Origin of the sequence: Rhizobium leguminosarum (assembly GCF_001679785.1) — a bacterium.
GTDB lineage: Bacteria > Pseudomonadota > Alphaproteobacteria > Rhizobiales > Rhizobiaceae > Rhizobium > Rhizobium leguminosarum_R.
In genome coordinates, this window is record NZ_CP016289.1 from 23,975 (window position 1) to 49,303 (window position 25,329).

The following is a 25,329-nucleotide window of genomic DNA, read 5'->3' on the forward strand; positions in this document are numbered from 1 at the left end:
CTTCTGGCCTGCCGGCCATCTCCCCCACAAGGGGGAGATAATCTGAAGCAACGCCTCCGCCCATCGCGAGCCTCGGCATCGCGATGGGTCAAGCCCCTCCCCCTGTGGGGAGGGGTTGGGGAGGGGTTTTCAAGGTGAAACGAATAATGCACGCCGCAACGCAAAAGCACGATGTCAGCCCCATGCCCGATACACCGGCCATTCTGGAAATGCGCGGCATCTCCCAGATTTTCCCGGGCGTGAAGGCGCTCGACAATGTCAGCATCGCGCTGCATCCCGGCACGGTGACCGCGCTGATCGGCGAAAACGGCGCCGGCAAATCGACCCTCGTCAAGATCCTGACCGGCATCTACAGGCCGAACGAAGGCGAGATCCTCGTCGATGGCCAGCCGGTGACCTTTGCCAGCGCCCAGGCCGCGATCGATGCCGGCGTCACCGCCATCCATCAGGAAACCGTGCTGTTCGACGAGCTGACGGTTGCCGAAAACATTTTCCTCGGCCATGCGCCGCGCACGCGTCTGCGCACCATCGACTGGCAGGCGATGAACAGCCGTGCGAAGGCGCTGCTGACCGCGCTCGAAAGCAATATCGATCCGACGATCCGGCTGAAGGACCTCTCGATCGCGCAGCGCCATCTGGTGGCGATCGCGCGCGCTCTGTCGATCGAGGCCCGCATCGTGATCATGGACGAGCCGACGGCAGCCCTTTCCCGGAAGGAGATCGACGATCTCTTCCGCATCGTCCGCGGCCTGAAGGAAAAGGGCAAGGCGATCCTCTTCATCAGCCACAAGTTCGACGAAGTGTACGAGATCGCCGATGATTTCGTCGTCTTCCGCGACGGCCGCGCCGTCGGCCAGGGCCGGCTCAAGGAAACGCCGCAGGACGAGATCGTCCGCATGATGGTCGGCCGCGACGTCGAGAACGCTTTTCCGAAGGTCGATGTCGCCATCGGCGGCCCGGTTCTCGAGATCCGCAACTACAGCCATCGCACCGAATTCCGCGACATCTCCTTCACCCTCCGCCAGGGCGAGATTCTCGGCATCTACGGCCTGATCGGCGCCGGGCGTTCGGAACTGTCCCAATCGCTCTTCGGCATCACCAGGCCGCTCTCCGGCAAGATGATGCTCGAAGGCCGCGAGATCACCATTCATTCGCCGCAGGACGCGATCCGGGCCGGCATCGTTTACGTGCCGGAGGAACGCGGCCGCCACGGACTGGCGCTGCCGATGCCGATCTTCCAGAACATGACGCTGCCTTCGCTTACCCGCACCTCGCGCCGTGGCTTCCTCAGGGCGGCAGAAGAATTCGCGCTCGCCCGCAAATATGCCGAGCGGCTGGACCTGCGCGCCGCTGCTCTTTCCGTGCCCGTCGGGACGCTTTCCGGCGGCAACCAGCAGAAGGTCGTCATCGGCAAGTGGCTGGCGACAGCGCCGAAGGTCATCATCCTCGATGAACCCACAAAGGGCATCGACATCGGCTCGAAGGCGGCCGTGCACGGCTTCATCAGCGAACTCGCCGCCGAGGGCCTTTCGATCATCATGGTCTCGTCCGAACTGCCCGAGATCATCGGCATGTCGGACCGTGTCCTGGTGATGAGGGAGGGTCTCGCCGCCGGAATTTTCGAACGCGCCGAGCTGTCGCCGGAAGCGCTGGTGCGCGCCGCCACCGGCAATGCATAAGGTAAGAGCATGGCAAGACTGATCAGAAAACGCGAAACTCTGCTGTTCCTCATCATCGTCGTGATGATCGCGATCTTTTCGACGCGCGCTGCCGATTTCGCAACGCCGGAGAATCTCGCCGGCATTTTCAACGATACCTCCATCCTGATCATCCTGGCGCTCGCGCAGATGACGGTCATCCTGACGAAATCGATCGACTTGTCCGTCGCCGCCAACCTCGCCTTCACCGGCATGGCGATCGCGATGATGAATGCCGCCTATCCCGACCTGCCGCTCATCGTGCTGATCCTTGCCGCGATCGTCATTGGCGCCTGCCTCGGCGCCATCAACGGCTTTCTCGTCTGGGCGCTCGAAATCCCGCCGATCGTCGTCACGCTCGGCACGCTCACCATCTATCGCGGCATGGCCTTCGTGCTCTCTGGCGGGGCGTGGGTCAACGCCCACCAGATGACGCCGGTCTTCCTGTCGGTGCCGCGCACGCCGATCCTCGGCCTGCCGGTTCTCGGCTGGGTGGGCATCGTCATCGTGCTTCTGATGTATGTCCTGCTCAGATACACCCAGTTCGGCCGCTCGGCCTATGCCACCGGCGGCAATCCGACCGCGGCCGTCTATGCCGGCATCGATACGGGCTGGACGAAATTTTTGGCCTTCGTTCTGTCGGGCGCGCTTGCCGGCCTTGCGAGCTATCTCTGGGTGTCGCGTTATGCCGTCGCCTATGTCGATATCGCCAACGGCTTCGAGCTCGACAGCGTCGCAGCCTGCGTCATCGGCGGCATTTCGATTGCCGGCGGCGTCGGCTCGGTCGCCGGCACGGTGCTCGGCGCGCTCTTCCTCGGCGTCATCAAGAATGCGCTGCCGGTGATCGGCATTTCACCCTTCACGCAAATGGCGATCTCCGGAACCGTCATCATTCTCGCCGTCGCCTTCAATGCCAGGCGAGAGCGCAACCGCGGCCGCATCATCCTGCGCGACCGCGCAGCAGCCGAGATCAGAACGGAGGCCGCAGCATGAGCACCGTGTCCACACACGAAAAACGGGTCATCCCCGACCGCCTCGGCACACCCTTCCGCCGCATCCTCGCGAGCTGGGAAGTGCTGCTCTTTGCCGTCGCCATCCTGATCTTCATCTTCAATTCGCTGGCCTCGCCCTATTTCCTCGATGCCTGGAACCTCTCGGACGCCACCTTCAACTTCACCGAAAAGGCGATGATCGCCTTCGCCATGGCGCTGCTCGTCATATCGGGTGAAATCGACCTGTCGGTCGCCGCAATCATCGCGCTCGCCTCGACGGCGATGGGCGCGGCAGCGCAGGTCGGCATCGGCACACCGGGCCTGGTCGCGATCGGCATCGGCACCGGCCTTGCCTGCGGCATCTTCAACGGCGTGCTGGTCTCGGTGCTGAAATTGCCGTCGATCGTCGTCACCATCGGCACGATGAGCCTTTTCCGCGGCATTTCCTATATCGTGCTCGGCGACCAGGCTTACGGCAAATACCCTGCGGATTTCGCCTATTTCGGCCAAGGTTATGTCGTCTGGGTGTTCTCTTTCGAATTCGTGCTCTTCATCGTACTGGCGATCCTTTTCGCCGTGTTGCTGCATGCGACGAATTTCGGCCGGCAGGTCTATGCGATCGGCAACAATGACTTCGCCGCCCGCTTCTCCGGCATTCCGGTCGAACGCGTCAAATTCATCCTCTTCCTGCTAACCGGCGTCATGAGCGGCGTTGCCGCCGTCTGCCTGACCTCACGCCTCGGCTCGACCCGGCCGTCGATCGCCCAGGGCTGGGAACTCGAGGTCGTCACCATGGTCGTGCTCGGCGGCATCTCGATCCTCGGCGGTTCCGGCACGATCGTCGGCGTCGTCATCGCCGCCTTCGTCATGGGCCTCGTCACCTTCGGCCTCGGCCTGTTGAACGTGCCCGGCATCGTCATGTCGATCTTCATCGGCCTGCTTCTGATCATCACCATCGCCATCCCGATCATCGCCCGCCGCATCAAGGTCATGAGCTCCCGATGACTTTAGAAAAACACGCCTTCAAAATGCAGCTCAATCCCGGCATGGAAGCCGAATACCGCCGGCGGCATGACGAGATCTGGCCGGAATTGGTCGATCTCCTGCACAAGTCAGGCGCCAGCGACTATTCCATCCATCTCGACCGCGAGACCAACACGCTGTTCGGCGTGTTGACGCGACCGGCCGACCACACGATGGCGAGCCTGCCGGACCATCCGGTCGTGAAAAAGTGGTGGGCTTATATGGCCGACATCATGGCGACCAATCCCGATAATTCACCGGTCCAGAGCGACCTGGTCACCGTCTTCCATATGCCATGAACGCCTCCTATCGCCGCATCGCCGTCCTCGACATCGGCAAGACCAATGCCAAGGTCGTCGTCCTCGACAGCGAGACGGGCGCCGAGATCGCCGTGTTGAAACGGCCGAATATCGCGATCAAAGCCGGTCTCTATCCGCATTACGACGTAGAGGCTCTCTGGTCCTTTGCGCTCGATGCGCTGAAGAGCCTTGCGCGCGAGCCAGGCTTCGACGCCATTTCGATCACAACCCATGGCGCCTCCGCAGCACTCCTTGCCCGGGACGGCACGCTTACCATGCCTGTCATCGACTATGAACACGAATATCCGCAGGAAATCCGCGACGCCTATACGCGGCTGCGCCCCTCCTTCGACGAAACCTTCTCGCCGCGCCTCGCGATGGGTCTCAATGTCGGCGCACAGCTGCACTACCAGAAGACCGCCTTTCCCGAGGAATTCGCAGAGGTGGCGACCATCCTCACCTATGCGCAATATTGGACGGCGCGGCTGACCGGTGTTGCCGCCAATGAGCTGACATCGCTCGGCTGCCATACCGACCTCTGGAACCCGAGGGAGGGCCGCTATTCCTCGCTCGTCGACAGGCTCGCCATCCGCGACCTCATGGCGCCGATCCGCTCCGCCTTCGATGCGCTCGGCCCAGTCCTGCCCGACATCGCCGCTGAGCTCGGCCTTGCCGCAGCCGTGCCGGTCTATTGCGGCATTCACGATTCCAATGCCTCGCTGCTGCCGCATCTGGTCCATCGGGAAGCGCCCTTTGCCGTCGTCTCCACCGGCACATGGGTCATCAATTTCGGCGTCGGCGGCGATCTCGATCATCTCGATCCGAAACGCGATGCGCTCGCCAATGTCGATGCCTATGGCCGTGCCGTCCCCTCCTCGCGTTTCATGGGCGGGCGGGAATTCGAGATCCTGTCGGCCGAGATCGGCCCTGTCGACGCAAAAGCCACTCAGACGGCAATCGGCCCGGTAATCGGAAAGGGCATGATGCTCCTGCCGAATATCGCCCCCGGTTCAGGACCTTTTCCGGGAAAGGCAAGTCGCTGGATCGGCGCTGAAGAGGCAAGCCGCGAGGAGCGCTTTGCCGCTGCCTGTCTCTATCTCGCCTTGATGACCGACGCCTGCCTCGGACTGGTCGGCGCCAGGGGCCCTATTATCGTCGAAGGGCCTTTTGCGCTCAATGGGACCTATCTCAAGCTGCTTGCCGCCTTGACCGATCGCGAGGTAATGGCCCTTCCGGGCTCGACCGGCACCAGCCAGGGTGCCGCCCTTCTCACCGGCATCCCGCCGGTATCGGGTGCCGAAACGCATGTTCCGCCGACCGCTATCCCCGGACTGACCGCCTATCGCACCCACTGGCACGCGGCGATGGAATAGGAGTCTTTCCAAAAGCGGCCTTGTTCGTCCCTGCCTTCTCGTTAGTGTGGCACCTCGAAAATCAGGTCGAGGAGATAGCATGACAGAGACATTCGATCCGCGCGCGCCTGCCACCCGGCTTCACAGCCTGCGCCAGGCCGGTCGGCAGGAGGCAACGAGCACTTTCGCTCTGCCAGCCGATCTGCATCAGGCGATGGAGGCGCAGAATTTGCTTGCCGCTGCGGACCGTATTTCGAGCAATGCCTGGAAAGTCACGGTCTCGCCGCAGGGCCAGGCGGTTACCGCTCCGCTGCATCCCTATGCCGAAGCCGTCTCAGGCGCTGACATTCCCTGGTATCCGGGCCTGAAATTCGAGACCGAGATCGCCGTCCGTCTCGGCAGCGACCTGCCGGTCCGCGCGGGCATTCCCTACAGCCGCACTGAGGTGGTCGAGGCGATTTCCGCTGTCTATCTCGGCGCCGAGCTGCTGGTCAGCGCCGTTAAGGAAAGCGGCAGCCTTTCGTTTCTGCTGTTCGTCGCCGACCGCCTCGGCAATAGCGGCTATGTGCTCGGTCCGAAGCTCGAAAAAAGCGTCGTCGATACCGCCGCTGGCACACCGCTCAAGGTCACTCATGCCGGCCGCACGATCTATGACGGTCCGGCCCAGCATCCGAAGGGCGATGTTCTCACCTGGCTCGTCGATTACGCCAATGATGGCTTGCGCCCCGAGACATCGCTGAAGGCTGGTGCGCTCATCACGACGGGCACGTTGAGCGGCGCGATCGAACTGACCGAACCCGGCGAGATCGACATCGTGTTCGGCGACATCAGGCTCAGCTTCTCGGTGTCGAAGGCTTGATTTGACCCTGGTTTTCCCCGGTTTGGTGCCGGATTTGGTAATTGCCATCCGGTTCCGCCTGCGGTAATAAACTTGAGTACAAATTGAATGTTTACTTCCGGCGCATGGCCGGAGGCGGATGTGGAAATGACGTTTCAACCGCGGATGCAGAACAAGATCCAGGGCTTCTCCGTCATCGGCGGCGTGCATCGCCGCCTCTGGAACGGCATCGTCGCCGATGTCTGGGACGTGGAATGCGCCTCCTATGCCGGCGGCTATTACGTCTCGCGCGATCCGCGGCTGTTCATCATGCTCGACAAGCGGGGACCGGGCAATTCGCGTATCAAGCTCACGCCAAAGGCGCAGGGCACCGTCCAGGACACGGAGATACGGCCGATCTCCTATGTGCCGGCCGGCATGGAAGTCTGGGCCGATCTGACCGACGTTCATTCGGTGCGCCACCTCGACATCCATTTCGACACGGAGACCGTGAGCCGCCGGCTGATGGAGGATATCGATCCGCGCCGTCTGGAAAGTCCGCAACTTCTGTTTTCCGATGAGCGGGTGCTGTCGCTGGCACAGCTGGTCGCCGCCGAATGCCTCAATCCGGAGCCGTTACACGATCTCTATGGCGACGGCCTGGCATTGGCGCTGATCATCGATGTCCTGAAGATTGCCAAGGCGATGCCGCGCAAACGCAGCAGGTTGGCCTCCTGGCAGCTTCGCCGCGCCACCGAATTCATCGAGGAAAATTGCCTGCGCAATATCCGCCTCGAGGAACTCGCCGGCCTCACCGGCCTGTCTCAATCGCATTTCAGCCATGCCTTCAAGGCCTCGACCGGCATTGCTCCGCATCAATGGCAGACCAATGCCCGGCTCGACAGGGCCAAGCGCCTGCTTGTCGAAAGCGAAAATGCGTTGACCGCAATCGCCGCCGAAACCGGCTTTGCCGATCAGGCGCATTTTACCCGCGTCTTCCGCAAGCATGTCGGCATCACGCCGGCGAGCTGGAAGAAGGCACAAGTTGCCTGATTGCAACGCTTGGCGGGCAATTGTTTGCAACGCGGAGAATTGCCCAAAAACGTTCAATTTTCCCCGATCGCGACAATCCACCCCGGTAAAACTGAGTTAATCACTCATCTTATTCAGGGCTTCGCCGCACGCTAAGCATCGCGCGGCACGAGTGGGGTAGAGGACATATGCGCGGGCAGACCAGGGGTCTCAATTTCAAGGTAATTCTTTTGGCAGGCGCCGCGGTCGCCGGCCTGATGGCGGGCTCCGCCGCGGCACAGGAAGCGAATTCGACTGAGCTCGCGCCGATTGTGATCCAGGGCGGCGGCGACACCGCCACCAGTCCGGTCAAAGGCTATGTCGCCAAGAACTCCTCCACCGGCTCGAAGAGCGACACCCCGCTCAACGAAATTCCGCAATCCGTCTCCGTCATCGGCACGGAGGAAATGGACGATCGCGGCATCACCAACAAGATCGACGAGGTGCTGCTTTATACGCCTGGTGTCACCGCGCAGCCCTTTGGCGGCGACGGCGATACGGATTGGTTCTACATTCGCGGCTTCGACGCCGGCCAGGCCGGCGTCTTCTTCGACAATCTAACGCTTTTCAGCTACAGCTTCGGCGGCTTCCAGCTCGATCCCTTCATGCTGGAGCGCGTCGAGGTGCTGAAGGGGCCCGCCTCGGTCCTTTATGGCGGAGCAAACCCCGGCGGCATCGTCAATCTCGTCCGCAAGCGCCCGCTCGACGAGCCGCTCTTCTATACCGAGATCGGCATCAACAGCAACGGCAACGCCTTCACCGGCTTCGATGTCTCCGACAAGGTCGGCTCCAGCGGAGCGATGAACTATCGCATCACCGGCAAGGTTGCCGGCGGCGACAATTATTCGGACTTTTCCGAGGATCTGCGCGGCTTCATCATGCCGCAGCTCACCATTTCGCCGGATGACAGCACGAGCCTCACGGTCTGGAGTTACCTCGCCGGGCTCGACCAGGTGCATACCGGCAACGGCTTCTTCCCCTATGTCGGCACTGTCGAGGACGCGCCTTTCGGCAAGATCGACCGCGACGGCTTCTATGGCGAGCCCGATATCGACAACGGCAGCTATGTGCAGAAGATGATCGGCTACGAATTCGAGCATGAATTCGACAATGGCATCAAGTTCTCGCAGAATGCGCGCTACGGCCATCTCGACAAGCATGAGATCGGCCCCTACCTGAACGGTTGGGTCGGCGGCGTGCCGACGGGTCCGGACTACCAGCTGGCGCGCATCGGCTTCGAAGGTCGCTCGGGGGTCGATAGCTTCTCGATCGACAACCGGCTCGAGGGCGAGACCGAAATCGGCGGCGCCACGCATAATCTTCTCGTCGGGCTCGACTACACCTATTACCGCCTGGAAAATTGGCAGGCCTGCTGCGGCTCCAATTCGATCAGCGCGACCGATCCCATCTATGGCACGACACAGGGCGCCAATTTCGTCTATGCGGACGGCGTCGTCACCAAGAACCAGATCGGTGTCTACGCCCAGGATCGGATCCATTTCGGCGATGGCTGGCTGCTGACGCTCAACGGCCGCTACGACTATGTCGATATCGACCAGAACGCCGAAATCGGCACGACCTACAGCACCAACGACAGCGCGCTCAGCGGCCGCATCGGCCTTGCCTATGAGTTCGACAACGGCCTGACGCCCTATGTCAGCGCCGCGACTTTCTTCAACCCGCTCGTCGGCACCGGTGTTTCCGGCGCGTTGAAGCCGGAGGAGGGCGAGCAGTTCGAAGGCGGCATCAAGTATGAGCCGGCCTTCATCGACGGCTCGCTGACCGCCTCGGTCTTCCACATCACCAAGCGCAACAACACGGTGACCAATCCGCTGACCTTCGCCCAGAGCCAGCTCGGCGAGGTGGTTTCGCGCGGCGCCGAACTCGAGGGTAAGGTCAATATCAACGAGAACTGGAAGGTTCTCGCATCGCTCGCCTATACCGACATGGAGGTGATGGAGAACGACGCCAATCCGGCGCTGGTCGGCAATTCACCCTATATCGTCCCGAAGGTGACCGCCGCTCTCTGGGTCGACTACACGCTGACGACAGGGGCTTTCGAGGGCATGAGCCTTGGCGCCGGCGTCCGCCATCAGGGCTGGTCCTGGGCCGATGAGGCCAATACCGAGAAGGTGCCGGCCGCCACGCTCGTCGACGCTGCGATCCGTTACGAGAAGGAAAACTGGGGCGCCTCGCTCAACGTCGCGAACCTCTTCGACAAGGAATATGTCAAGGGTTGCGGCGGGCTGACCGTCTGCGGTTACGGCGATGCCCGTACCGTCACCTTCAAGCTCAGCAGGAAGTGGTAAGTTGACAATCTTAGTTTAGTTTTGCAGGAACCTGTGGGGGAAGCGAGGGCCTGCCCTCCCGAACCCGTTTGCAGCGCCGAACCTGGAGCAGACCATGCCCTCGCCTTTCCTTGCCCTGTCGGCGATAGATTATGCCATCGGGCCGAAATCCATCCTGTCCGGCATCGACCTGACGCTTGAACGCGGCCGCATTTACGGACTGGTGGGGCCGAACGGTTCCGGCAAGAGCACGCTTTTGAAGATCGTCGCCCGCCAGGTCGCGCCGAAATCCGGCGCCATCTCCTTCGACGGCAAGCCGGCGGGTGACTGGGGCAGCCGGGCCTTTGCCCGGCACGTCGCCTACATGCCGCAATTCACGCCGGCGACCGACGGGATGACCGTGCGGGAACTTGTGGCGCTCGGCCGTTTTCCCTGGCACGGCACGCTTGGCCGCTTCACCGCGACGGATCGCAACATGGTCGAGGAGGCGATCGTCCGCACCGAGCTCGAGGAATTTGCCGATCGTCTCGTCGCCAGCATGTCCGGCGGCGAACGCCAGCGCGCCTGGATCGCCATGATGCTCGCCCAGGATGCCCGCTGCCTGCTGCTCGACGAGCCGACGTCGGCGCTCGACCTCGCCCATCAGGCCAGCGTTCTCTCGCTGGTCAAGGAACTCAGCTATGAACGCGGGCTGACCGTCATCATCGTGCTGCACGATATCAACCTCGCCGCGCGCTATTGCGACGCGATCATCGCGCTCAACCGCGGCCGGATCACTGCCGAGGGCACGCCCTCCGAGATCATGCAGGCCGACACGCTGCAGTCGATCTTCGGCGTCGGCATGGGCGTCTTCCCGCATCCGGTTCGAAACGAGCCGGTCAGCTATCTGTTGTAGGCCATGGCTTTTTTGGCGTTCTTCTCCCGCAGGGAGTTTCTGGCCGCTGCGGCGGCCTCGCTCTCCGCCCCCGCGCGTGTGCGGGCGGCGGAGGGCCCGCGCGTCGCGACGCTCGACTGGGCGCTGCTTGAAACCCTGCTGGCAATCGGCGCGAACGTCGTTGCGGCAACGGAACTGCGCCAATTCCGCGAGGTGGCGGTCACGCCTGACGTGCCGGCCACGACCGCCGACCTCGGCCTGCGCGGCACGCCGAATTTCGAGGTGCTGCGGTTTGCACGCCCGGACCTGATCTTCAACTCGAACTTCTATGCCTGGGCAGACGAACGCATGCGCGGGGTCGCGCCTGTGGAAAACCATGCGATCTACAAACCGGGCGAAAGCCCCTTCGCGCTGGCAGAACAGGCCACACTTGCAATCGGCGAGCGCCTGCAGCTTGCCGCAGCGAGACAGTTGACCGAAGAGCTTGCAGCCAGGCTCGACCGCTACCGGGCTCTCCTTGCCGCCGGCGACGGGCGCCCGGTGATCCCGATCAATCTCGGCGATGCCAGGCATTTCCGCGTCTTCGGCTCCGACAGCATGTTTGGCGAGGTGCTGAAACGCGTCGGCCTCACCAATGCCTGGCAGGCTCAGACCAGCTATTCGGCCGCCGCTCCCGTCGGCATCGAGATATTGGCGTCGATGCCCGACGCCTGGATCGTCATGATCCCGCCACACCCGGCCGATGCGCTCGCCACGCTCGCGACCAGCAGCTTCTGGAATGCGTTGCCGGCCGTGCGCGAAAAACGCGTGCTGATGCTCGGCTCGATCAATCCCTATGGCGCACTGCCGGCGGCCGGCCGCTTTGCCGATCTTCTGGCGGAGGGGCTTCAACATGCATGGAATGGTTAGCCGCGCCAAGCCCGTAGGAAGCGCGGGCACGCCCGTCTTCGCGATATTACTGCCCCTACTCTGCATCACGGCCTTCGCACTCCTCATCGTAACGCGTCCCGAGATTCCGCAGGGCGATGCCGACGCAGCCATGCTGAACGGGGTGCTGCTCTGGAACAGCATCATGCCCCGCGCCATGCTGGCATTGATCGCGGGCGCGGCACTCGGCCTTTCCGGCACATTGCTGCAGCGTGTCCTGCGCAATCCGATCGCCGATGCTTCCACGCTCGGCATTGCCTCCGGGGCCGAACTGGCAATGACGGCGGCCATGGGCTTCTCGCCCCTGCTCATCGGATTTTCGCGCGAGATGGCCGCCTTCGGCGGCGGGCTCGCGGCTGTCGCCATCGTGCTGGCTTTGAGCTGGCGGCGCGGGCTCGATCCGGTAACCGTCGCACTGTCTGGCCTGATCGTCAGCCTGATCGCCTCGGCCCTCAGCGTCACGCTGATCCTGTCGCGCGGCGAATATGCCATGTCGATCCATATCTGGGGCGCCGGTTCGCTCAGTCAGCAAGATTGGAACGGCGTGCTCTCGCTCTGCCCCCGGCTTATCCTCGGCTTTGCCGCCGCTCTTCTCCTGGTGCGGCCGCTCCGCATCCTTGCCCTCGACGACAGCGGTGCCAGGAGCCTCGGCCTTGCCCTGCATTCGACCCGCCTGGCGATCGTCGCGCTCGCCGTCTGGCTTGCCGCCTCGGTAATATCAGAGGTCGGCGTGATCGGCTTCGTCGGGCTCGCGGCCCCCGCGATCGCAAGGCTTGCCGGCGCGCGCAGCACCGGCAAACTGATGCTGACAGCGCCGCTGATGGGCGCCGGCCTGCTGTTCCTGACCGATTGCCTCACCCAGATCCTCGGCCCCGGCTTTACCGATCTTGCGCCGACGGGAGCCGCGACCGCCCTGCTCGGCGGTCCTTTGTTGCTCTGCCTGCTGCCCCGCGTGCATTCCGTTTCGGCCGTCGCCGCCCAGTCGACCGCAGCGCTGAACAGGCTCGCCAAGCCGCTTCCGGCCCTTGGCGCGCTCTTTACTGCCGTCGCCCTGATCTTTGCCGTCGTCCTCACCGTCGGCCCGGCGGAGGACGGCTGGCATGTCGCGACCGGCTCGCTCTTGACCGATCTCCTGCCCTTCCGACTGCCGCGAACGATCGTGGCGGCCGGGGCGGGGCCGGCGCCATGCTGGCGGCAGCCGGCTTCATCATGCAGCGCGTCACCGGCAATCCGATCGCCAGCCCGGAGGTCCTGGGCGTCAGCAGCGGTGCCGGTGCGGGTCTGACCGTGGCGCTCTTCCTCTTCGGCTTCCCCTCGCCCATCATCATGCTGCTTGCCATGGCGCTCGGCGCGCTGGCCGCTCCTTCCTTGCGATGATCGCCATATCAGCCCGCGCCCAATTCTCGCCGGAACGCATGCTGCTAGCCGGCGTCTGCATCGGCGCCTTCGCCATGGCGATCGTGACGATGGTACTCGCCCAGGGCGATATGCGCGGCTACATCCTGCTGACATGGCTTTCCGGCTCGACCAACCGCGCCGGCGCCTTCGAAGCCTGGACGGCCATCATCTCGCTCGTCGTGCTGACAGCGCCCTTGCCCTTCCTCAGCCGCTGGCTGACGATCCTGCCGCTTGGCGCCGGCCCCAGCCGCGCCATCGGCCTTCATGTCGGGGCAAGCCGACTGGCGCTTGCCGTCCTCGCCGCGCTGATGACGGCGATCGCCTCCTTCCTTGTCGGACCACTCAGCCTCACCGGTCTCATTGCGCCGCATCTTGCCCGCCTTGCCGGCTTTCGCGCCCCAGGCCACCAGCTGACAGCGAGCCTTCTCTTCGGCGCCGGCGTGCTGATGACGGCGGACTGGCTGTCGCGCGTCGTCATCTACCCCTACCAGGTGCCCGTCGGCCTCTTCGCCGCCCTGATCGGCGGCCCCTATCTCATCTGGCTGCTTTCGCGAAAGGAGGTTCGGCAATGATGGCTGAGCGGTTCACGGCGCGCTGCGGTGCTGCTTACGCCTTGTCGCGGAACATCTCGATGATGGCGGAGAAATCTCTTCCACCATTGCCCTGCTTTTCGAAAAGCGCATAAAGCTGCGCTGCTTCCGCGCCGAGCGGCGTAGAGGCGCCGCTCGCCAGAGCCGCCTCCTGTGAAAGCCTGAGATCCTTCAGCATCAGTGCCGCGGCAAAACCGGGTCTGTAGTCATTGTTCGCCGGCGAGGTCGGCACCGGTCCGGGCACCGGACAATAGGTATTGATCGACCAGCACTGGCCCGACGAGGTCGAGGCAACGTCGAACAGCGCCTGATGCGAGAGCCCGAGCTTTTCGGCAAGCACGAAGGCCTCGCAGACGCCCACCATCGAGATGCCTAATATCATGTTGTTGCAGATCTTCGCCGCCTGGCCGGCGCCGGCCTCGCCGCAATGGACGATCTTCTTTCCCATGGCCTCGAGGATTGGTTTTGCCTTGGCGAAGGCTTCTTCCGTGCCGCCGGCCATGAAGGTCAGCGTGCCTGCAGTCGCCCCGCCGGTGCCGCCGGAGACCGGGGCGTCGAGCGACAGGCAGCCTGCCGCCTTGGCCATTTCATGCGCCTTGCGGCTGCTGTCGACATCGATGGTCGAGCAATCGATGACCAGCGTGCCTTGCGCGGCCGACTGCAGGATATCGGTCCAGGCCGTCAGCACATGTCTGCCCTGCGGCAGCATGGTGATGATGATCTCCGCGTCCTTCACCGCCTGGCTGGCATGGCTTGCCGGCTTGACGCCGCTCTCCTCGGCGGCCTTCAGCACCGAAGCCGCGAGATCGAAGCCGAGGACCTCGTGACCTGATTTGACCAGATTGGCCGCCATCGGCCCACCCATGTTGCCGAGGCCGATGAATGCGATCCTTGCCATGGTCTTCTCCTATCGATTGTCTTCGAGGATCATCGCCGCCGCCTTTTCGGCGATCATGATCGTCGGCGAATTGGTGTTGCCCGAGGTGATCGACGGCATCACCGAGGCATCGGCGATCCTCAGCTTGCCGAGCGCCCGAAGCCTCAGCCTGGGATCGACGACGCTGTCCCGGTCGGCGCCCATGCGGCAGGTGCCGACGGGATGAAAGATCGTCGTGCCGATCTCGCCCGCCGCCCGCTCCAGATCGGCCTCCGTCTGATAGGCTGGCCCCGGCTTGAATTCCTCGGGCCTGTAACGGGCAAACGAAGGCTGCGCGACGATCCTGCGCGTCAACCGTATTGAACGAACAGCTATGTCACGATCGCGCTGCGTCGAGAGGTATTTCGGGCTGATCGTCGGCTGGGCGGCAAAATCGGGGCTCGACAGATGCACCGAACCCCGGCTTTCCGGCCTGAGATTGCAGACGCTCGCGGTGATCGCCGGAAAAGGATGGACGGGATCGCCGAACTTCTCCAGCGAGACCGGCTGCACATGATATTGCAGGTCGGGCGTTTCCCGGTCCGGGCCCGATCGGGTGAAGATGCCGAGCTGGCTCGGCGCCATCGCCATCGGCCCGGAGCGGCGCACGAGATATTCGAGCCCGATCGCCGCCTTGCCGATCAGCTTCGTCGCCTTCTCGTTCAGCGTCGGAACCCCCGTCACCTTGTAGGCCAGACGCAGCTGCAGATGGTCCTGCAGGTTCTCGCCGACACCCTTGACCTCAGTGACGACATCGACGCCGGCCCGCTGGAGAACCTCGCCCCTGCCGATGCCCGACAGTTCCAGGATATGCGGCGAACCGATCGAACCGGCCGAAAGGACGGTCTCTTTCGCCGCATAGGCGCGTTTCGCCACGCCACGATGCTGGAACTCAACGCCGGCAACGGCGCCTTCCTCCACCAGCAGCCGCCGGACCTGCGCCTTGGTCAGGACAGTCAGGTTGGAGCGCCTCATCGCGGGGCGCAGAAAGGCTTTCGAGGTGTTCCAGCGAATGCCGGAGCGCTGGTTGACGTCGAAATAGCCGGAGCCCTCGTTGCTGCCGCGGTTGAAATCCGCGGTTTCCGGAATGCCGGCTTCCCTGGCCGCTTGCTGGAAGGCATCGAGCACCGCCCAGCGCACACGCGCTTTCTCGATGCGCCATTCGCCGCCGGCACCATGCATCTCGTCTTCGCCGCGATAAAAATCCTCCGACTTACGGAAAAAGGGCAGAACATCGTCCCAGCCCCAGCCAGTGCAGCCCATCTGCCGCCAGAGATCGTAATCGCGCGCCTGGCCGCGCATGTAGATCATGCCGTTGATCGACGAACAGCCGCCGAGAACCTTGCCGCGCGGATAGCTCAGCGCCCGGCCGTTCAACCCTGCTTCCGGCGCCGTGGTGAAGCACCAGTCGGTACGCGGGTTGTTGATGCAATAGAGATAACCAACCGGAATATGGATCCAGTGATAGTTGTCGCTGCCGCCGGCTTCGAGCAGCAGCACCCGGCTCCGGCCATCGGCAGACAGCCGGTTGGCGAGCACGCAGCCGGCGCTGCCTGCCCCGATGATGATGTAGTCGTAACGATCCATGCCCCGCACGAGACTCCAGATGCTTGCCGCTTCCCCCTCCCCGCAGCACGGGGAGAGGAAGAGTCGCAGCGCCGCCGCCCGTCTCTTTTCCCGGAAAAGAGGGCTTCTTTCCGGAGAGAGAGGTCCGCCCGTTCAGCGGCGATAGACGAAGCCCAGTTTCCGCCCTATCCGCGAGGCGTAGAATTCGCCGATGATGCCGCGGCGGAAGATCAGCACGCAGACCATGAAGACGATGCCGGTGATGATCGTCACCGGGAATTCCGAGGTTGCGAGGTAGTTTTCCAGAACCACCACCAGCCCGGCGCCGAAGAGCGGGCCGATCAGCGTGCCGATGCCGCCGAGCAGCGTCATCAGGATCACCTCGCCCGACATCTGCCAGGCAACGTCGGTCAGCGTCGCGAACTGGAAAACGATCGATTTCACCGCGCCCGCGAGCCCGGCAAGCGCCGCCGACATGACGAAGGCGCCGAGCTTGTAGCGCGCTACGGAATAACCGAGCGAGATCGCCCGTTGTTCGTTCTCGCGGATCGATTTCAGGATCATGCCGAAGGGCGAATTGATAAAGCGCCAGATGATCAGGATGCCGACGAGAAAGACGGCCAGCACGAAATAATACATGTTGGTCGAGCTGTTCAGATCGATGAAGCCGAAGAGGTGGCCGCGCGGCACCGACTGAATGCCGTCCTCGCCTTCGGTGAATTCCGCCTGCAGGCAGAAGAAGAAGAACATCTGCGACAGCGCCAAAGTGATCATCGCGAAATAGATGCCCTGGCGGCGGATGGCGAAGAAGCCCATGACGAGCCCGAGAAACGCCGCACCCGCCACGCCGATCAGGATGCCGAGTTCCGGCGGCAGGCCCCATTCCTTCACCGTATAGGCGGTGAAATAGGCAGCTCCGCCGAAGAAGGTGGCATGGCCAAAGGAAAGCAGGCCGGTATAGCCGAGCAGCAGGTTGAAGGCACAGGCAAAGAGCGCGAAGCAGAGCAGCTTCATCAGGAAGATCGGATAGAAAAAGAACGGCGCCAGCAGCAGGAGCAGCAGTCCGGCGAGCAGGAAACCCGCCTGCACCGAAAGGGCGGTCCGGCTTTTTTCCGTTCGGATGGTTTCGGTGATGTCAGCCATGTCAAGCATCCCGTCCGAAGAGGCCCGCGGGCCTGATGAGAAGCACGATCGCCATGATGACGAAGATCACAATGTTGGACGCCTCGGGATAGAACACCTTGGTCAGGCCCTCGGCAATGCCGAGCACATAACCGGTGATGATCGCGCCCATGATCGATCCCATGCCGCCGACGACGACCACGGCGAAGACGACGATGATCATGTTCGAGCCCATCAGCGGCGAGACCTGGTAGATCGGCGCCGCCAGCACGCCGGCAAAGGCGGCGAGACCGGCGCCAAGCGCGTAGGTGAGCGTCAAGAGCACCGGCACGTTGACGCCGAAGACCTGCACCAGCACGGCGTTTTCGGTGGCCGCCCTGAGATAAGCCCCGAGCTTGGTCTTCTCGATCAGCAGCCAGGTGCCGAGGCAGACGACGAGCGAGACGACCACCACCCAGCCGCGATAGATCGGCAGGAACATGAAGCCGAGGTTGGCCCCGCCGGCAAGGGCTGCCGGTGTCGCATAGGGCTGGCCGGAAGAGCCGTAGAGATAACGGAAGGTGCCCTCGACCGCGAGCGCCAGCCCGAAGGTAAAGAGCAGGCCGTAGAGCGGATCGAGATCGTAGAGCCGGCGCAGGAACAGCCGCTCGATGATTGCACCGGCAAGGCCGACGATAACGGGCGCCAGGATCAATGACGGCCAGTAGCCGATGCCGGCATAGGTCAGCAGCAGATAGGCGACAAAGGCGCCGAGCATATATTGCGCGCCATGGGCGAAGTTGATTACCCGGAGCAGGCCGAAGATGATGGCGAGGCCGAGGCTGAGCAGCGCGTAGAACGAGCCGTTGATCAGACCGATCAGCAGCTGGCCGAACAGCGCCTGCAGGGGAATGCCGAAGATCATCGTCATCTAGTCACACTCCCAGGACCTTGTGCAGCGTATCCATGCGCTGCGGCAGTTCACCCACCGGGAATTCCGACACCATCTGCCCATGATCCATCAGATAGAAGCGATCGGCAATACGGCTGGCGAAACGGAAATTCTGCTCGACGAGCAGGATCGTCATGCCGCGTCCTTTTAGCGTCTGCAGCACCTCGCCGATACGCTGGACGATAACCGGGGCAAGCCCTTCCGTCGGTTCGTCGAGAATGAGCAGCCTGACGCCGGTGCGCAGGATTCGGGCGATCGCCAACATCTGCTGCTCGCCGCCGGATAGTTTGGTGCCCGGGCTGCCGCGGCGCTCGTAAAGATTCGGGAAGAGCTCGTAGATTTCGTCGAGCGTCATACCGCCCCCTGCCACGACAGGCGGCAGCAGCAGGTTTTCCGAAACGGTGAGCGTCGAGAAGATGCCGCGCTCCTCCGGCACGAAGCCGATGCCCCGATGCGCCGTCTTGTGCAGCGGCACCTGCATCATATCGCTACCGTCAAAACTGATCTTGCCCTTGCGGGCCCGCACGATGCCGGTGATGGTGCGCAGCGTCGTCGTCTTGCCGACGCCGTTACGGCCGAGAATGGTGATCGTCTCGCCTTCGGCCACGCGCATGTCGACGCCGTGCAGGACATGGCTTTCGCCGTACCAGGCATTGAGTCCCTGGACTTCGAGGAGAGTGGCCATCAATGCTCCTCCGTGCCCATATAGGCCACACGCACGCGCTCGTCCTGGCTGACGGTGGCATAATCGCCCTCAGCGAGGATCTCGCCGCGCTGCAGCACGGTGACATGCTGGCAGATATTGGCGACAACAGACAGATTGTGCTCGACCATCAATACGGCGCGGTCGCGGGCGACCTCGCGGATGATCGAGGAGACGACGCCGACATCCTCCTGCCCCATGCCGGCCATCGGTTCGTCGAGCAGCAGCACCTTGGGATCGAGGGCCAGTGTGGTGGCGATCTCCAGCACGCGCTTGCGGCCATAGGAAAGATCGGCGGCGATATGATCGCGCTCCTTGGAAAGCCCGACGCTGGCGAGCAGTTGCTCGGCGCGCTCGTTCAGCCGGTCGAGAGCGGAAAGCGGCCGCCAGAACTGTGTGGAAAGATTGTTCGGCCGCTGCAGCGCCACGCGCACATTGTCGAGAACGGTCAGATGCGGGAAGACCGCCGAGATCTGGAAAGAGCGGACCAGCCCCATGCGCGCCACCTTGTCGGGCGGCGTTTTCGTGATGTCGACGCCCATCAGGCTGATGGTGCCTGAGGTCGGCTGCAGGAACTTGGTCAGCAGGTTGAAGACCGTCGTCTTGCCGGCACCGTTCGGGCCGATCAGTGCATGCACGCTGGCATCATGCACGTCGAGATCGACGTTCTTGACGGCCGTGAAGCCCCCAAAATCGCGGCGCAGGCCGCGGGCGGACAATACCACCCGCGGCTTTTCCTGAGTTTCAATTGCGGAAACCGCCATCGTGCTTACTTCACCAGATCGCAGCCGCTCTTGGCGGGATCGATATAAGCTTCCTTGCCGGGAATGGTGGCGAGCACGTTAAAGTAATCCCACGGCTCCTTGCTTTCGGAAGGCTTCTTGACCTGCAGCAGATACATGTCGTGGATCATGCGCCCATTGGCGCCGACCGTGCCGCCACGGCCGAAGACGTCATCGACCGGCATTTCATGCAGCTGCTTGGCGACGGCTTCCGTCTCGTCGGTGCCGGCTTTCTGCACCGCCTTCAGATATTGCGTTACCGCCGAATAGGTGCCGGCATGGATCATGTTCGGCATCTTGCCGGTGCGGGCGAAGAACTTCTTGGCGAAGGCGCGGCTCTCGTCGTCGCGGTTCCAGTAATAACCTTCCGTCAGCGTCAGCCCTTGTGCCGCCTCGAGGCCGAGACCATGGACTTCGGCAAGCGTGAAAAGCAGGGCCGCCAGATGCTGGCCGCCCTGGGTGATGCCGAATTCGGCCGCCTGCTTGATGGCGTTCGCCGTATCGAGGCCGGCATTGGCAAGGCCGATCACCTTGGCGCCGGATGATTGCGCCTGCAGCAGGAAGGACGAGAAGTCCTGGCTCGACAGCGGATGGCGGACGGCGCCGACGACCTTGCCGCCACTCGACTTGACGTAATCGCTGGTCTGCTGCTCCAGCGAATAACCGAAGGCATAATCGGCGGTCAGGAAGAACCAGCTGTCGCCGCCCTGCTTGACGAGTGCGCCGCCGGTGCCGACGGCCAGTGCATGGGTGTCGTATGCCCAATGGAAGCCATAAGGCGTGCACGCCTTGCCGGTGAGATCCGTCGTCGCCGCACCCGTGACGATGTCGATCTTCTTCTTCTCCTTGCCGATCGCCTGCACGGCGAGCGCCACGGACGACGTCGTCAGTTCCATGATCGCATCCACCTGCTCGGTGTCGTACCACTGGCGGGCGATGTTGGAGGCGATATCAGGCTTGTTCTGGTGGTCGGCATCGACGATCTCGACCGGAACGTCGAGCACCTTGCCGCCGAAATCCTCGACCGCCATCTTGGCGGCTTCGACGGAGGACTTGCCGCCGAAATCGGCATAGACACCCGACTGGTCGTTCAGGATGCCGATCTTGACCTTGCCGTCGGTCGCGCTCTGCGCGAGCACCGCAGTGCTGCTCGCAAGCAGAAATGCAACTGATGCAATGAAATTCTTACGCATATGATCTCCTCCCAGAGATTGGCCAGATTGCGGATCTGTTCAAATTTGGCCAGCCGTATTCCTCAGAACGACGGACCCTCACCTTACGATCACGGAAATTCCGCCCTGAGGCAACGGGTGATTTACAACTAATTCCAAACAGTATCTGTTCATTTTTGAACAGAGGGGATCGCGATGAACAATCCACCGCAGTTTACTTGGGACGATCTGCAGTTTTTTCTAGCCGTCGCCCGCACCGGACAGCTGTCGACCGCGGCCCGTCAGCTGCGTTCCAGCCATGCCACCGTCTCGCGCCGCATCGATCGGCTGGAGTTCACCCTCAAGGTCAAGCTGTTCGAGCGCAATCCGCGCGGCTATGTGCTGACCGCCATGGGCACGCGCTTTGTCGAGACGGCCGAGAGGATGGAGCAGGAAACCGAGCGGCTGCGCGCCGATCTTGCCGCCGGCTCGATGGCGCAGCGCGGCCTCGTGCGGCTGAGCGCGCCGGAAGGCTTTGCCAATTTCTTCTTCGCGACCGTGCTGCCGCAATTTGCCGCCCAGCATCCGCATCTCTCGCTCGAGCTGGTAACGATCCAGCAGATCATGTCGCTGTCGCGCAAGGAAGCCGATCTTTCCGTCGTGCTCGACGAGCCGAAAGGCGGCGCCTATTTTGCCGAAAAGCTGACCGACTACCACCTGCAGGTCTACGGCTCGCGCGATTATCTCGCAAAGGCCGCGCCGATCACCTGCCGGGAAGACCTGCTTGAGCATCCCTTTGTCAGCTATATCGAGGAAATGATTTTCGCGCCGGGCCTCGATTACCTCGGCGATGTGCACCCGCGCATCAAGCCGCAGTTCCAGAGCTCCAGTATCTTCGCGCAGCTGACCGCTACGAGAAACGGCCTTGGCCTTTGCATCTTGCCCTACTTCTTCGCGAGCCGCTATCCCGAACTCGTGCGCGTGCTGCCAGACGAGATCGACCTCAAGCGCCACTACTGGATCACCTGCCACCGCGACCTGAAACAGGCGCCGCGCGTGCGCGCCGTCATCGATTTCCTGCGCGAGGCGGTGCGCGGTGAGGATGCGCGGTTCGTGCCGCCCTATGTCACCGCCGCCGGCCCGGCGCGCCGGACAAGAACGGACATTTAAATCATGAGTGTCGCGCGAAAACCGCTCACAGTGTTCGGCATCATGCTCGCTATTTCAGGAATTCGGCCCGGTGCGGAGTGAATGCATCGATCAGCCGGCCCTTTTCCAGCGCCTTGACGCCGTGGACCAGATTGGGGGGCACGATGAAGCTGCCGCCCTGCTTGAGCACCTCGGTCCGGCCGTCGATCGTCACTTCGAAACTGCCTTCGGCGACGTAACTGGCCTGGATGTGCGGATGCGAATGGGCCGCACCTACGGCGCCGCTTTCGAAGGCCACTTCCACCATCATCATCTCGGGCAGATAGGTCATGATGCGCCTGACGACGCCGGGCTCGGGATTGACCCATTCGGCGCCTTCGGCCGATACGAACAGATCGCTTGACGACATTTCCGCCTCCTCGTTCCAGAATCGATCGCGGTCAAAGTGGATCATGCCGACGCTTTTGAAAAGATGGCGCGGCCGGTCTTTTGGCGCGACCACCTTCTGTTGACGCGGTCGGCTGGCGGGTTTATGGCCAACTTGAGCGAGGCAAGCGTGAACCGTGATGAGGAGACGCCACCATGCAGCATACGCGCGAGGTTTTCGACTGGGCCGATCCATTCCGCCTGGTGGAGCAGCTGACCAGCGAAGAACGCATGGTGCAGGACACCGCCCACGCCTATGCGCAGGAAAAGCTCGCGCCCCGCGTTCTCGACGCCTTCCGCCATGAAAAGACCGATCCTGAGATCTTCCGCGAAATGGGCGAACTCGGCCTGCTCGGCCCGACGATCTCGCCGGATTATGGCGGCGCCGGCCTCGGTTACGTCGCCTACGGCCTGATCGCCCGCGAGGTCGAAAAGGTCGACAGCGGTTACCGCTCGATGATGAGCGTCCAGTCCTCGCTCGTGATGGTGCCGATCGAGACCTTCGGCTCCGAAGCGCAGAAGCTGAAATACCTGCCGAAACTCGCCACCGGCGAATGGATCGGCTGCTTCGGCCTGACCGAACCCGATCATGGCTCCGACCCCGGCTCGATGGCGACACGCGCCAAAAAAGTCGACGGCGGCTACAGCCTCACCGGCTCGAAGACCTGGATCTCCAACGCGCCGATCGCCGATGTCTTCGTCGTCTGGGCAAAGACCGAGGACGGCCTCATCCGCGGCTTCATCCTCGAAAAGGGCTGGAAAGGACTTTCGGCGCCTGCGATCCACGGCAAGGTCGGCCTGCGAGCGTCGATCACCGGCGAGGTGGTGATGGACGGGGTCTTCGTGCCTGAGGAAAACCTTCTGCCTGATGTGACCGGCCTCAAGGGACCGTTCACCTGCCTCAACTCGGCCCGTTTCGGCATCGCCTGGGGCGCGCTCGGTGCGGCCGAGGATTGTTATGCGAGAGCCCGGCAATACACGCTCGAGCGCAAGCAGTTCAGCCGGCCGCTTGCCGCCAACCAGCTGATCCAGAAGAAGCTCGCCGACATGGCGGCGGAAATCTCGCTCGGCCTTCAGGGCTGCCTGCGGCTTGGCCGCATGAAGGAGGAAGGCCATCCGCCGGTGGAGCTAACCTCGATCCTCAAGCGCAACAGCTGCGGCAAGGCGCTGGAGATCGCGCGGGCGGCCCGCGACATGCTCGGCGGCAACGGCATCTCCGACGAATTCGGCATCGCCCGTCATCTCGTCAACCTCGAGGTGGTCAACACCTATGAGGGCACACACGACATCCACGCGCTGATCATCGGCCGGGCGATAACAGGCATTGCCGCCTTTGCGAACTAGCACATTGGCGCAAAAGGGCGAATTGCCACGCGCCTGACAATGTGCAACCTTCCCCAACGACGGCAAGAGCCGGCAAAAAGGGGGATCATGCATGTTTCTGCTTCTTGCATTGCTGATTGGTGTCATTGCCGGGCTTCGCGCGATGACGGCGCCCGCCGCCGTCGCCTGGGGCGCGGCGCTTGGATGGTTCGATGTCTCGCAGACGCCGCTTGCCATTATGGGTTACCAATGGACGCCGTGGATCTTCACGCTTCTCGCCGTCGTTGAACTGATCACCGACCAGCTGCCGTCGACGCCGTCGCGCAAGGTGCCGGTGCAATTCGGCGCTCGCATCGTCACGGGCGCACTGGCCGGCGCGACGATCGGCGCCGCCAGCAGCCTGCTCTTCGGCGGGCTGATTGCCGGCGTGATCGGCGCCGTCATTGGCACATATGGTGGCGCCGCCGTTCGCAGCAGGCTTGCCGCCTCCTTCGCCAAGGATCTGCCGGCTGCTCTCATCGAGGATGCCGTCGCCGTCATCGGCGCGGTGCTGATCGTGGGGGCCGTCGCATGAAAAGCTTCGACGCCATCGTTATCGGCGCCGGCCAGGCCGGCCCGTTTCTTGCCGCCCGCATGGTCGAAAAGGGCATGAAGGTCGCCCTGATCGAGCGCAAGTTCCTCGGCGGCACCTGTGTCAATGCCGGCTGCATGCCGACGAAAACACTGGTCGCCAGCGCCCGCGCCGCCCATATCGCGAGAAACGGCGCCGTTTACGGCGTCAATCTCTCGGGCGAGATCGCCATCGACATGAAGGTGGTCAGGGCGCGCGCCGAAACGGTGACCATGAATGCCCGCAACGGCCTGATCGGCTGGTTCGCCGGCATGGACGGCATGACCGTGATCTATGGCCACGCCCGTTTCGAGGACCCGAAGACCGTCAGCGTCAACGGCGAGATGCTGACCGCACCGCGCATCTTCCTCAATGTCGGCGCGCGCCCCGTCATCCCCGAGCTATCAGGCGTCAACGACATCGACTATCTCACCAGCACCTCGATCATCCATCTCGACACGCTGCCCCGGCATCTGGCCGTGATCGGCGGCAGTTATATCGGGCTGGAATTCGCGCAGATGTATCGCCGCTTCGGCGCCGAAGTCAGCGTCATCGAGCATGGTCCGAAGCTCGCGTCGCGCGAGGACGAGGATATATCCGACGCGATCGCCGATGTCCTGCGCTCGGAGGGCATCGACATTCATACCGGCGCCAGCGACATCGCCTTCGCCAAGAGCAGCGACGGAATAAAGGTCGCCACCGATTCAGCGAGGATCGATGCGAGCCATGTGCTGATTGCCACCGGCCGTAAGCCAAACACCGACGATCTCGGCCTCGATGCCGCCGGAGTCATCACCGACAAGCACGGCTATATCACCGTCGACGATAGCCTTGCCACCAATGTCGACGGCATCTGGGCGCTCGGCGATTGCAACGGCCGGGGCGCCTTCACCCACACCTCCTATAATGATTTCGAGATCGCCGCAGCCAATCTGCTCGACGGCGACGATCGCAAGGTCTCGAGCCGCATCCCGGCCTATGCGCTCTATATCGACCCGCCGCTCGGCCGCGTCGGCATGACGGAGAAGCAGGCGCGCGCCTCCGGACGAAAGATCATGATCTCGACCCGGCCGATGAGCCGCGTCGGCCGCGCCAACGAGCGCGGCGAGACCAAAGGCTTCATGAAGGTGATCGCCGACGCCGAGACCAAAAAAATCCTCGGCGCGGCGATCCTCGGCATCGAGGGCGACGAGGTGATCCACGGCATCATCGACGCGATGAATGCGGGAACGACCTACCCCGCATTGCAATGGTCGGTGCCGATCCATCCGACGGTGTCGGAGCTGATCCCGACGCTGCTTGGGGATTTGAAGCCGGTTTAG

Annotated in this window: 22 protein-coding genes and 1 pseudogene; 15 read left to right on the forward strand and 8 right to left on the reverse strand. The window is 63.1% G+C overall.

Annotation, left to right across the window (positions count from 1 at the left end; translation table 11 throughout):
• Window positions 1-146: 146 nt before the first annotated feature.
• From BA011_RS31675 to fhuB, 11 genes and pseudogenes are all read left to right on the forward strand, one after another.
• Window positions 147-1,679 carry a sugar ABC transporter ATP-binding protein gene (locus BA011_RS31675; protein WP_065283776.1) on the forward strand — a complete coding sequence of 511 codons (1,533 nt, stop codon included), beginning with the start codon at window positions 147-149 and terminating at the stop codon, window positions 1,677-1,679.
• A 9-nt stretch (window positions 1,680-1,688) separates the two neighbouring features.
• A complete protein-coding gene (locus BA011_RS31680) occupies window positions 1,689-2,690 on the forward strand; it encodes an ABC transporter permease (RefSeq protein ID WP_065283777.1) in 1,002 nt (333 codons plus the stop codon).
• Entirely contained in the window at window positions 2,687-3,694 is a 1,008-nt protein-coding gene (locus BA011_RS31685) for an ABC transporter permease (RefSeq protein WP_065283778.1), read from the forward strand. The genes BA011_RS31680 and BA011_RS31685 overlap by 4 nt, the downstream gene beginning before the upstream one ends.
• Window positions 3,691-4,011: an L-rhamnose mutarotase gene (gene rhaM / locus BA011_RS31690; protein WP_065283779.1), complete on the forward strand. Its 321-nt coding sequence runs from the start codon at window positions 3,691-3,693 to the stop codon at window positions 4,009-4,011. The genes BA011_RS31685 and rhaM overlap by 4 nt, the downstream gene beginning before the upstream one ends.
• The gene (locus BA011_RS31695) at window positions 4,008-5,384 is read left to right on the forward strand and encodes an FGGY-family carbohydrate kinase (RefSeq protein ID WP_065283780.1); all 1,377 of its coding nucleotides are present in this window, start codon (window positions 4,008-4,010) and stop codon (window positions 5,382-5,384) included. Before rhaM ends, BA011_RS31695 begins: the two co-directional genes overlap by 4 nt.
• A gap of 79 nt (window positions 5,385-5,463) precedes the next feature.
• Complete coding sequence (locus BA011_RS31700) at window positions 5,464-6,222, forward strand: fumarylacetoacetate hydrolase family protein (protein ID WP_065283781.1); 759 nt, start codon at window positions 5,464-5,466, stop codon at window positions 6,220-6,222.
• Between the two features lie 126 nt (window positions 6,223-6,348).
• Window positions 6,349-7,233 carry a helix-turn-helix domain-containing protein gene (locus BA011_RS31705; RefSeq protein ID WP_065284155.1) on the forward strand — a complete coding sequence of 295 codons (885 nt, stop codon included), beginning with the start codon at window positions 6,349-6,351 and terminating at the stop codon, window positions 7,231-7,233.
• Window positions 7,234-7,400: 167 nt separating this feature from the next.
• A complete protein-coding gene (locus tag BA011_RS31710) occupies window positions 7,401-9,560 on the forward strand; it encodes a TonB-dependent siderophore receptor (protein ID WP_065283782.1) in 2,160 nt (719 codons plus the stop codon).
• Between the two features lie 94 nt (window positions 9,561-9,654).
• Window positions 9,655-10,434 carry an ABC transporter ATP-binding protein gene (locus tag BA011_RS31715; RefSeq protein WP_065283783.1) on the forward strand — a complete coding sequence of 260 codons (780 nt, stop codon included), beginning with the start codon at window positions 9,655-9,657 and terminating at the stop codon, window positions 10,432-10,434.
• Between the two features lie 3 nt (window positions 10,435-10,437).
• Window positions 10,438-11,322 (forward strand): ABC transporter substrate-binding protein, encoded by an 885-nt coding sequence (locus BA011_RS31720; RefSeq protein WP_065283784.1) that lies wholly within the window; start codon window positions 10,438-10,440, stop codon window positions 11,320-11,322.
• Window positions 11,315-13,310, forward strand: a pseudogene (gene fhuB, locus BA011_RS31725) (Fe(3+)-hydroxamate ABC transporter permease FhuB). The gene BA011_RS31720 and the pseudogene fhuB overlap by 8 nt, the downstream one beginning before the upstream one ends.
• Window positions 13,311-13,344: 34 nt before the next feature.
• Here the strand turns inward: fhuB and mmsB are convergent.
• The 7 genes from mmsB to BA011_RS31760 form a co-directional block, all read right to left on the reverse strand.
• The gene (mmsB, locus tag BA011_RS31730; protein ID WP_065283785.1) at window positions 13,345-14,226 is read right to left on the reverse strand and encodes a 3-hydroxyisobutyrate dehydrogenase; all 882 of its coding nucleotides are present in this window, start codon (window positions 14,224-14,226) and stop codon (window positions 13,345-13,347) included.
• Window positions 14,227-14,235: 9 nt separating this feature from the next.
• A complete protein-coding gene (locus BA011_RS31735; protein ID WP_065283786.1) occupies window positions 14,236-15,831 on the reverse strand; it encodes a GMC family oxidoreductase in 1,596 nt (531 codons plus the stop codon).
• 132 nt (window positions 15,832-15,963) lie between these two features.
• Window positions 15,964-16,953 (reverse strand): branched-chain amino acid ABC transporter permease, encoded by a 990-nt coding sequence (locus BA011_RS31740; RefSeq protein ID WP_065283787.1) that lies wholly within the window; start codon window positions 16,951-16,953, stop codon window positions 15,964-15,966.
• A 1-nt stretch (window position 16,954) separates the two neighbouring features.
• On the reverse strand, window positions 16,955-17,842 hold the full coding sequence (locus BA011_RS31745; protein ID WP_003547797.1) for a branched-chain amino acid ABC transporter permease: 888 nt from the start codon (window positions 17,840-17,842) through the stop codon (window positions 16,955-16,957).
• 4 nt (window positions 17,843-17,846) lie between these two features.
• Window positions 17,847-18,548: an ABC transporter ATP-binding protein gene (locus BA011_RS31750; protein ID WP_065283788.1), complete on the reverse strand. Its 702-nt coding sequence runs from the start codon at window positions 18,546-18,548 to the stop codon at window positions 17,847-17,849.
• Window positions 18,548-19,330, reverse strand: coding sequence for an ABC transporter ATP-binding protein (locus tag BA011_RS31755; RefSeq protein ID WP_065283789.1), 783 nt, complete (start codon window positions 19,328-19,330; stop codon window positions 18,548-18,550). The genes BA011_RS31750 and BA011_RS31755 overlap by 1 nt, the downstream gene beginning before the upstream one ends.
• Window positions 19,331-19,335: 5 nt before the next feature.
• Window positions 19,336-20,541, reverse strand: a complete 1,206-nt coding sequence (locus tag BA011_RS31760; protein WP_065283790.1) for an ABC transporter substrate-binding protein — start codon at window positions 20,539-20,541, stop codon at window positions 19,336-19,338.
• Between the two features lie 174 nt (window positions 20,542-20,715).
• Here BA011_RS31760 and BA011_RS31765 point away from each other — a divergent pair, with 174 nt between their 5' ends.
• Entirely contained in the window at window positions 20,716-21,669 is a 954-nt protein-coding gene (locus BA011_RS31765) for a LysR family transcriptional regulator (protein WP_065283791.1), read from the forward strand.
• 49 nt (window positions 21,670-21,718) lie between these two features.
• Here BA011_RS31765 and BA011_RS31770 read toward each other — a convergent pair whose 3' ends face one another.
• Window positions 21,719-22,057, reverse strand: coding sequence for a cupin domain-containing protein (locus tag BA011_RS31770; RefSeq protein WP_011655128.1), 339 nt, complete (start codon window positions 22,055-22,057; stop codon window positions 21,719-21,721).
• 173 nt (window positions 22,058-22,230) lie between these two features.
• On the opposite strand from BA011_RS31770, the gene BA011_RS31775 reads away from it, so the two are divergent.
• The 3 genes from BA011_RS31775 (at window position 22,231) to BA011_RS31785 (ending at window position 25,329) form a co-directional block, all read left to right on the forward strand.
• Entirely contained in the window at window positions 22,231-23,418 is a 1,188-nt protein-coding gene (locus BA011_RS31775; protein ID WP_065283792.1) for an acyl-CoA dehydrogenase, read from the forward strand.
• Between the two features lie 91 nt (window positions 23,419-23,509).
• Window positions 23,510-23,971: a DUF4126 family protein gene (locus BA011_RS31780; RefSeq protein WP_065283793.1), complete on the forward strand. Its 462-nt coding sequence runs from the start codon at window positions 23,510-23,512 to the stop codon at window positions 23,969-23,971.
• The gene (locus tag BA011_RS31785; protein ID WP_065283794.1) at window positions 23,968-25,329 is read left to right on the forward strand and encodes an FAD-containing oxidoreductase; all 1,362 of its coding nucleotides are present in this window, start codon (window positions 23,968-23,970) and stop codon (window positions 25,327-25,329) included. The genes BA011_RS31780 and BA011_RS31785 overlap by 4 nt, the downstream gene beginning before the upstream one ends.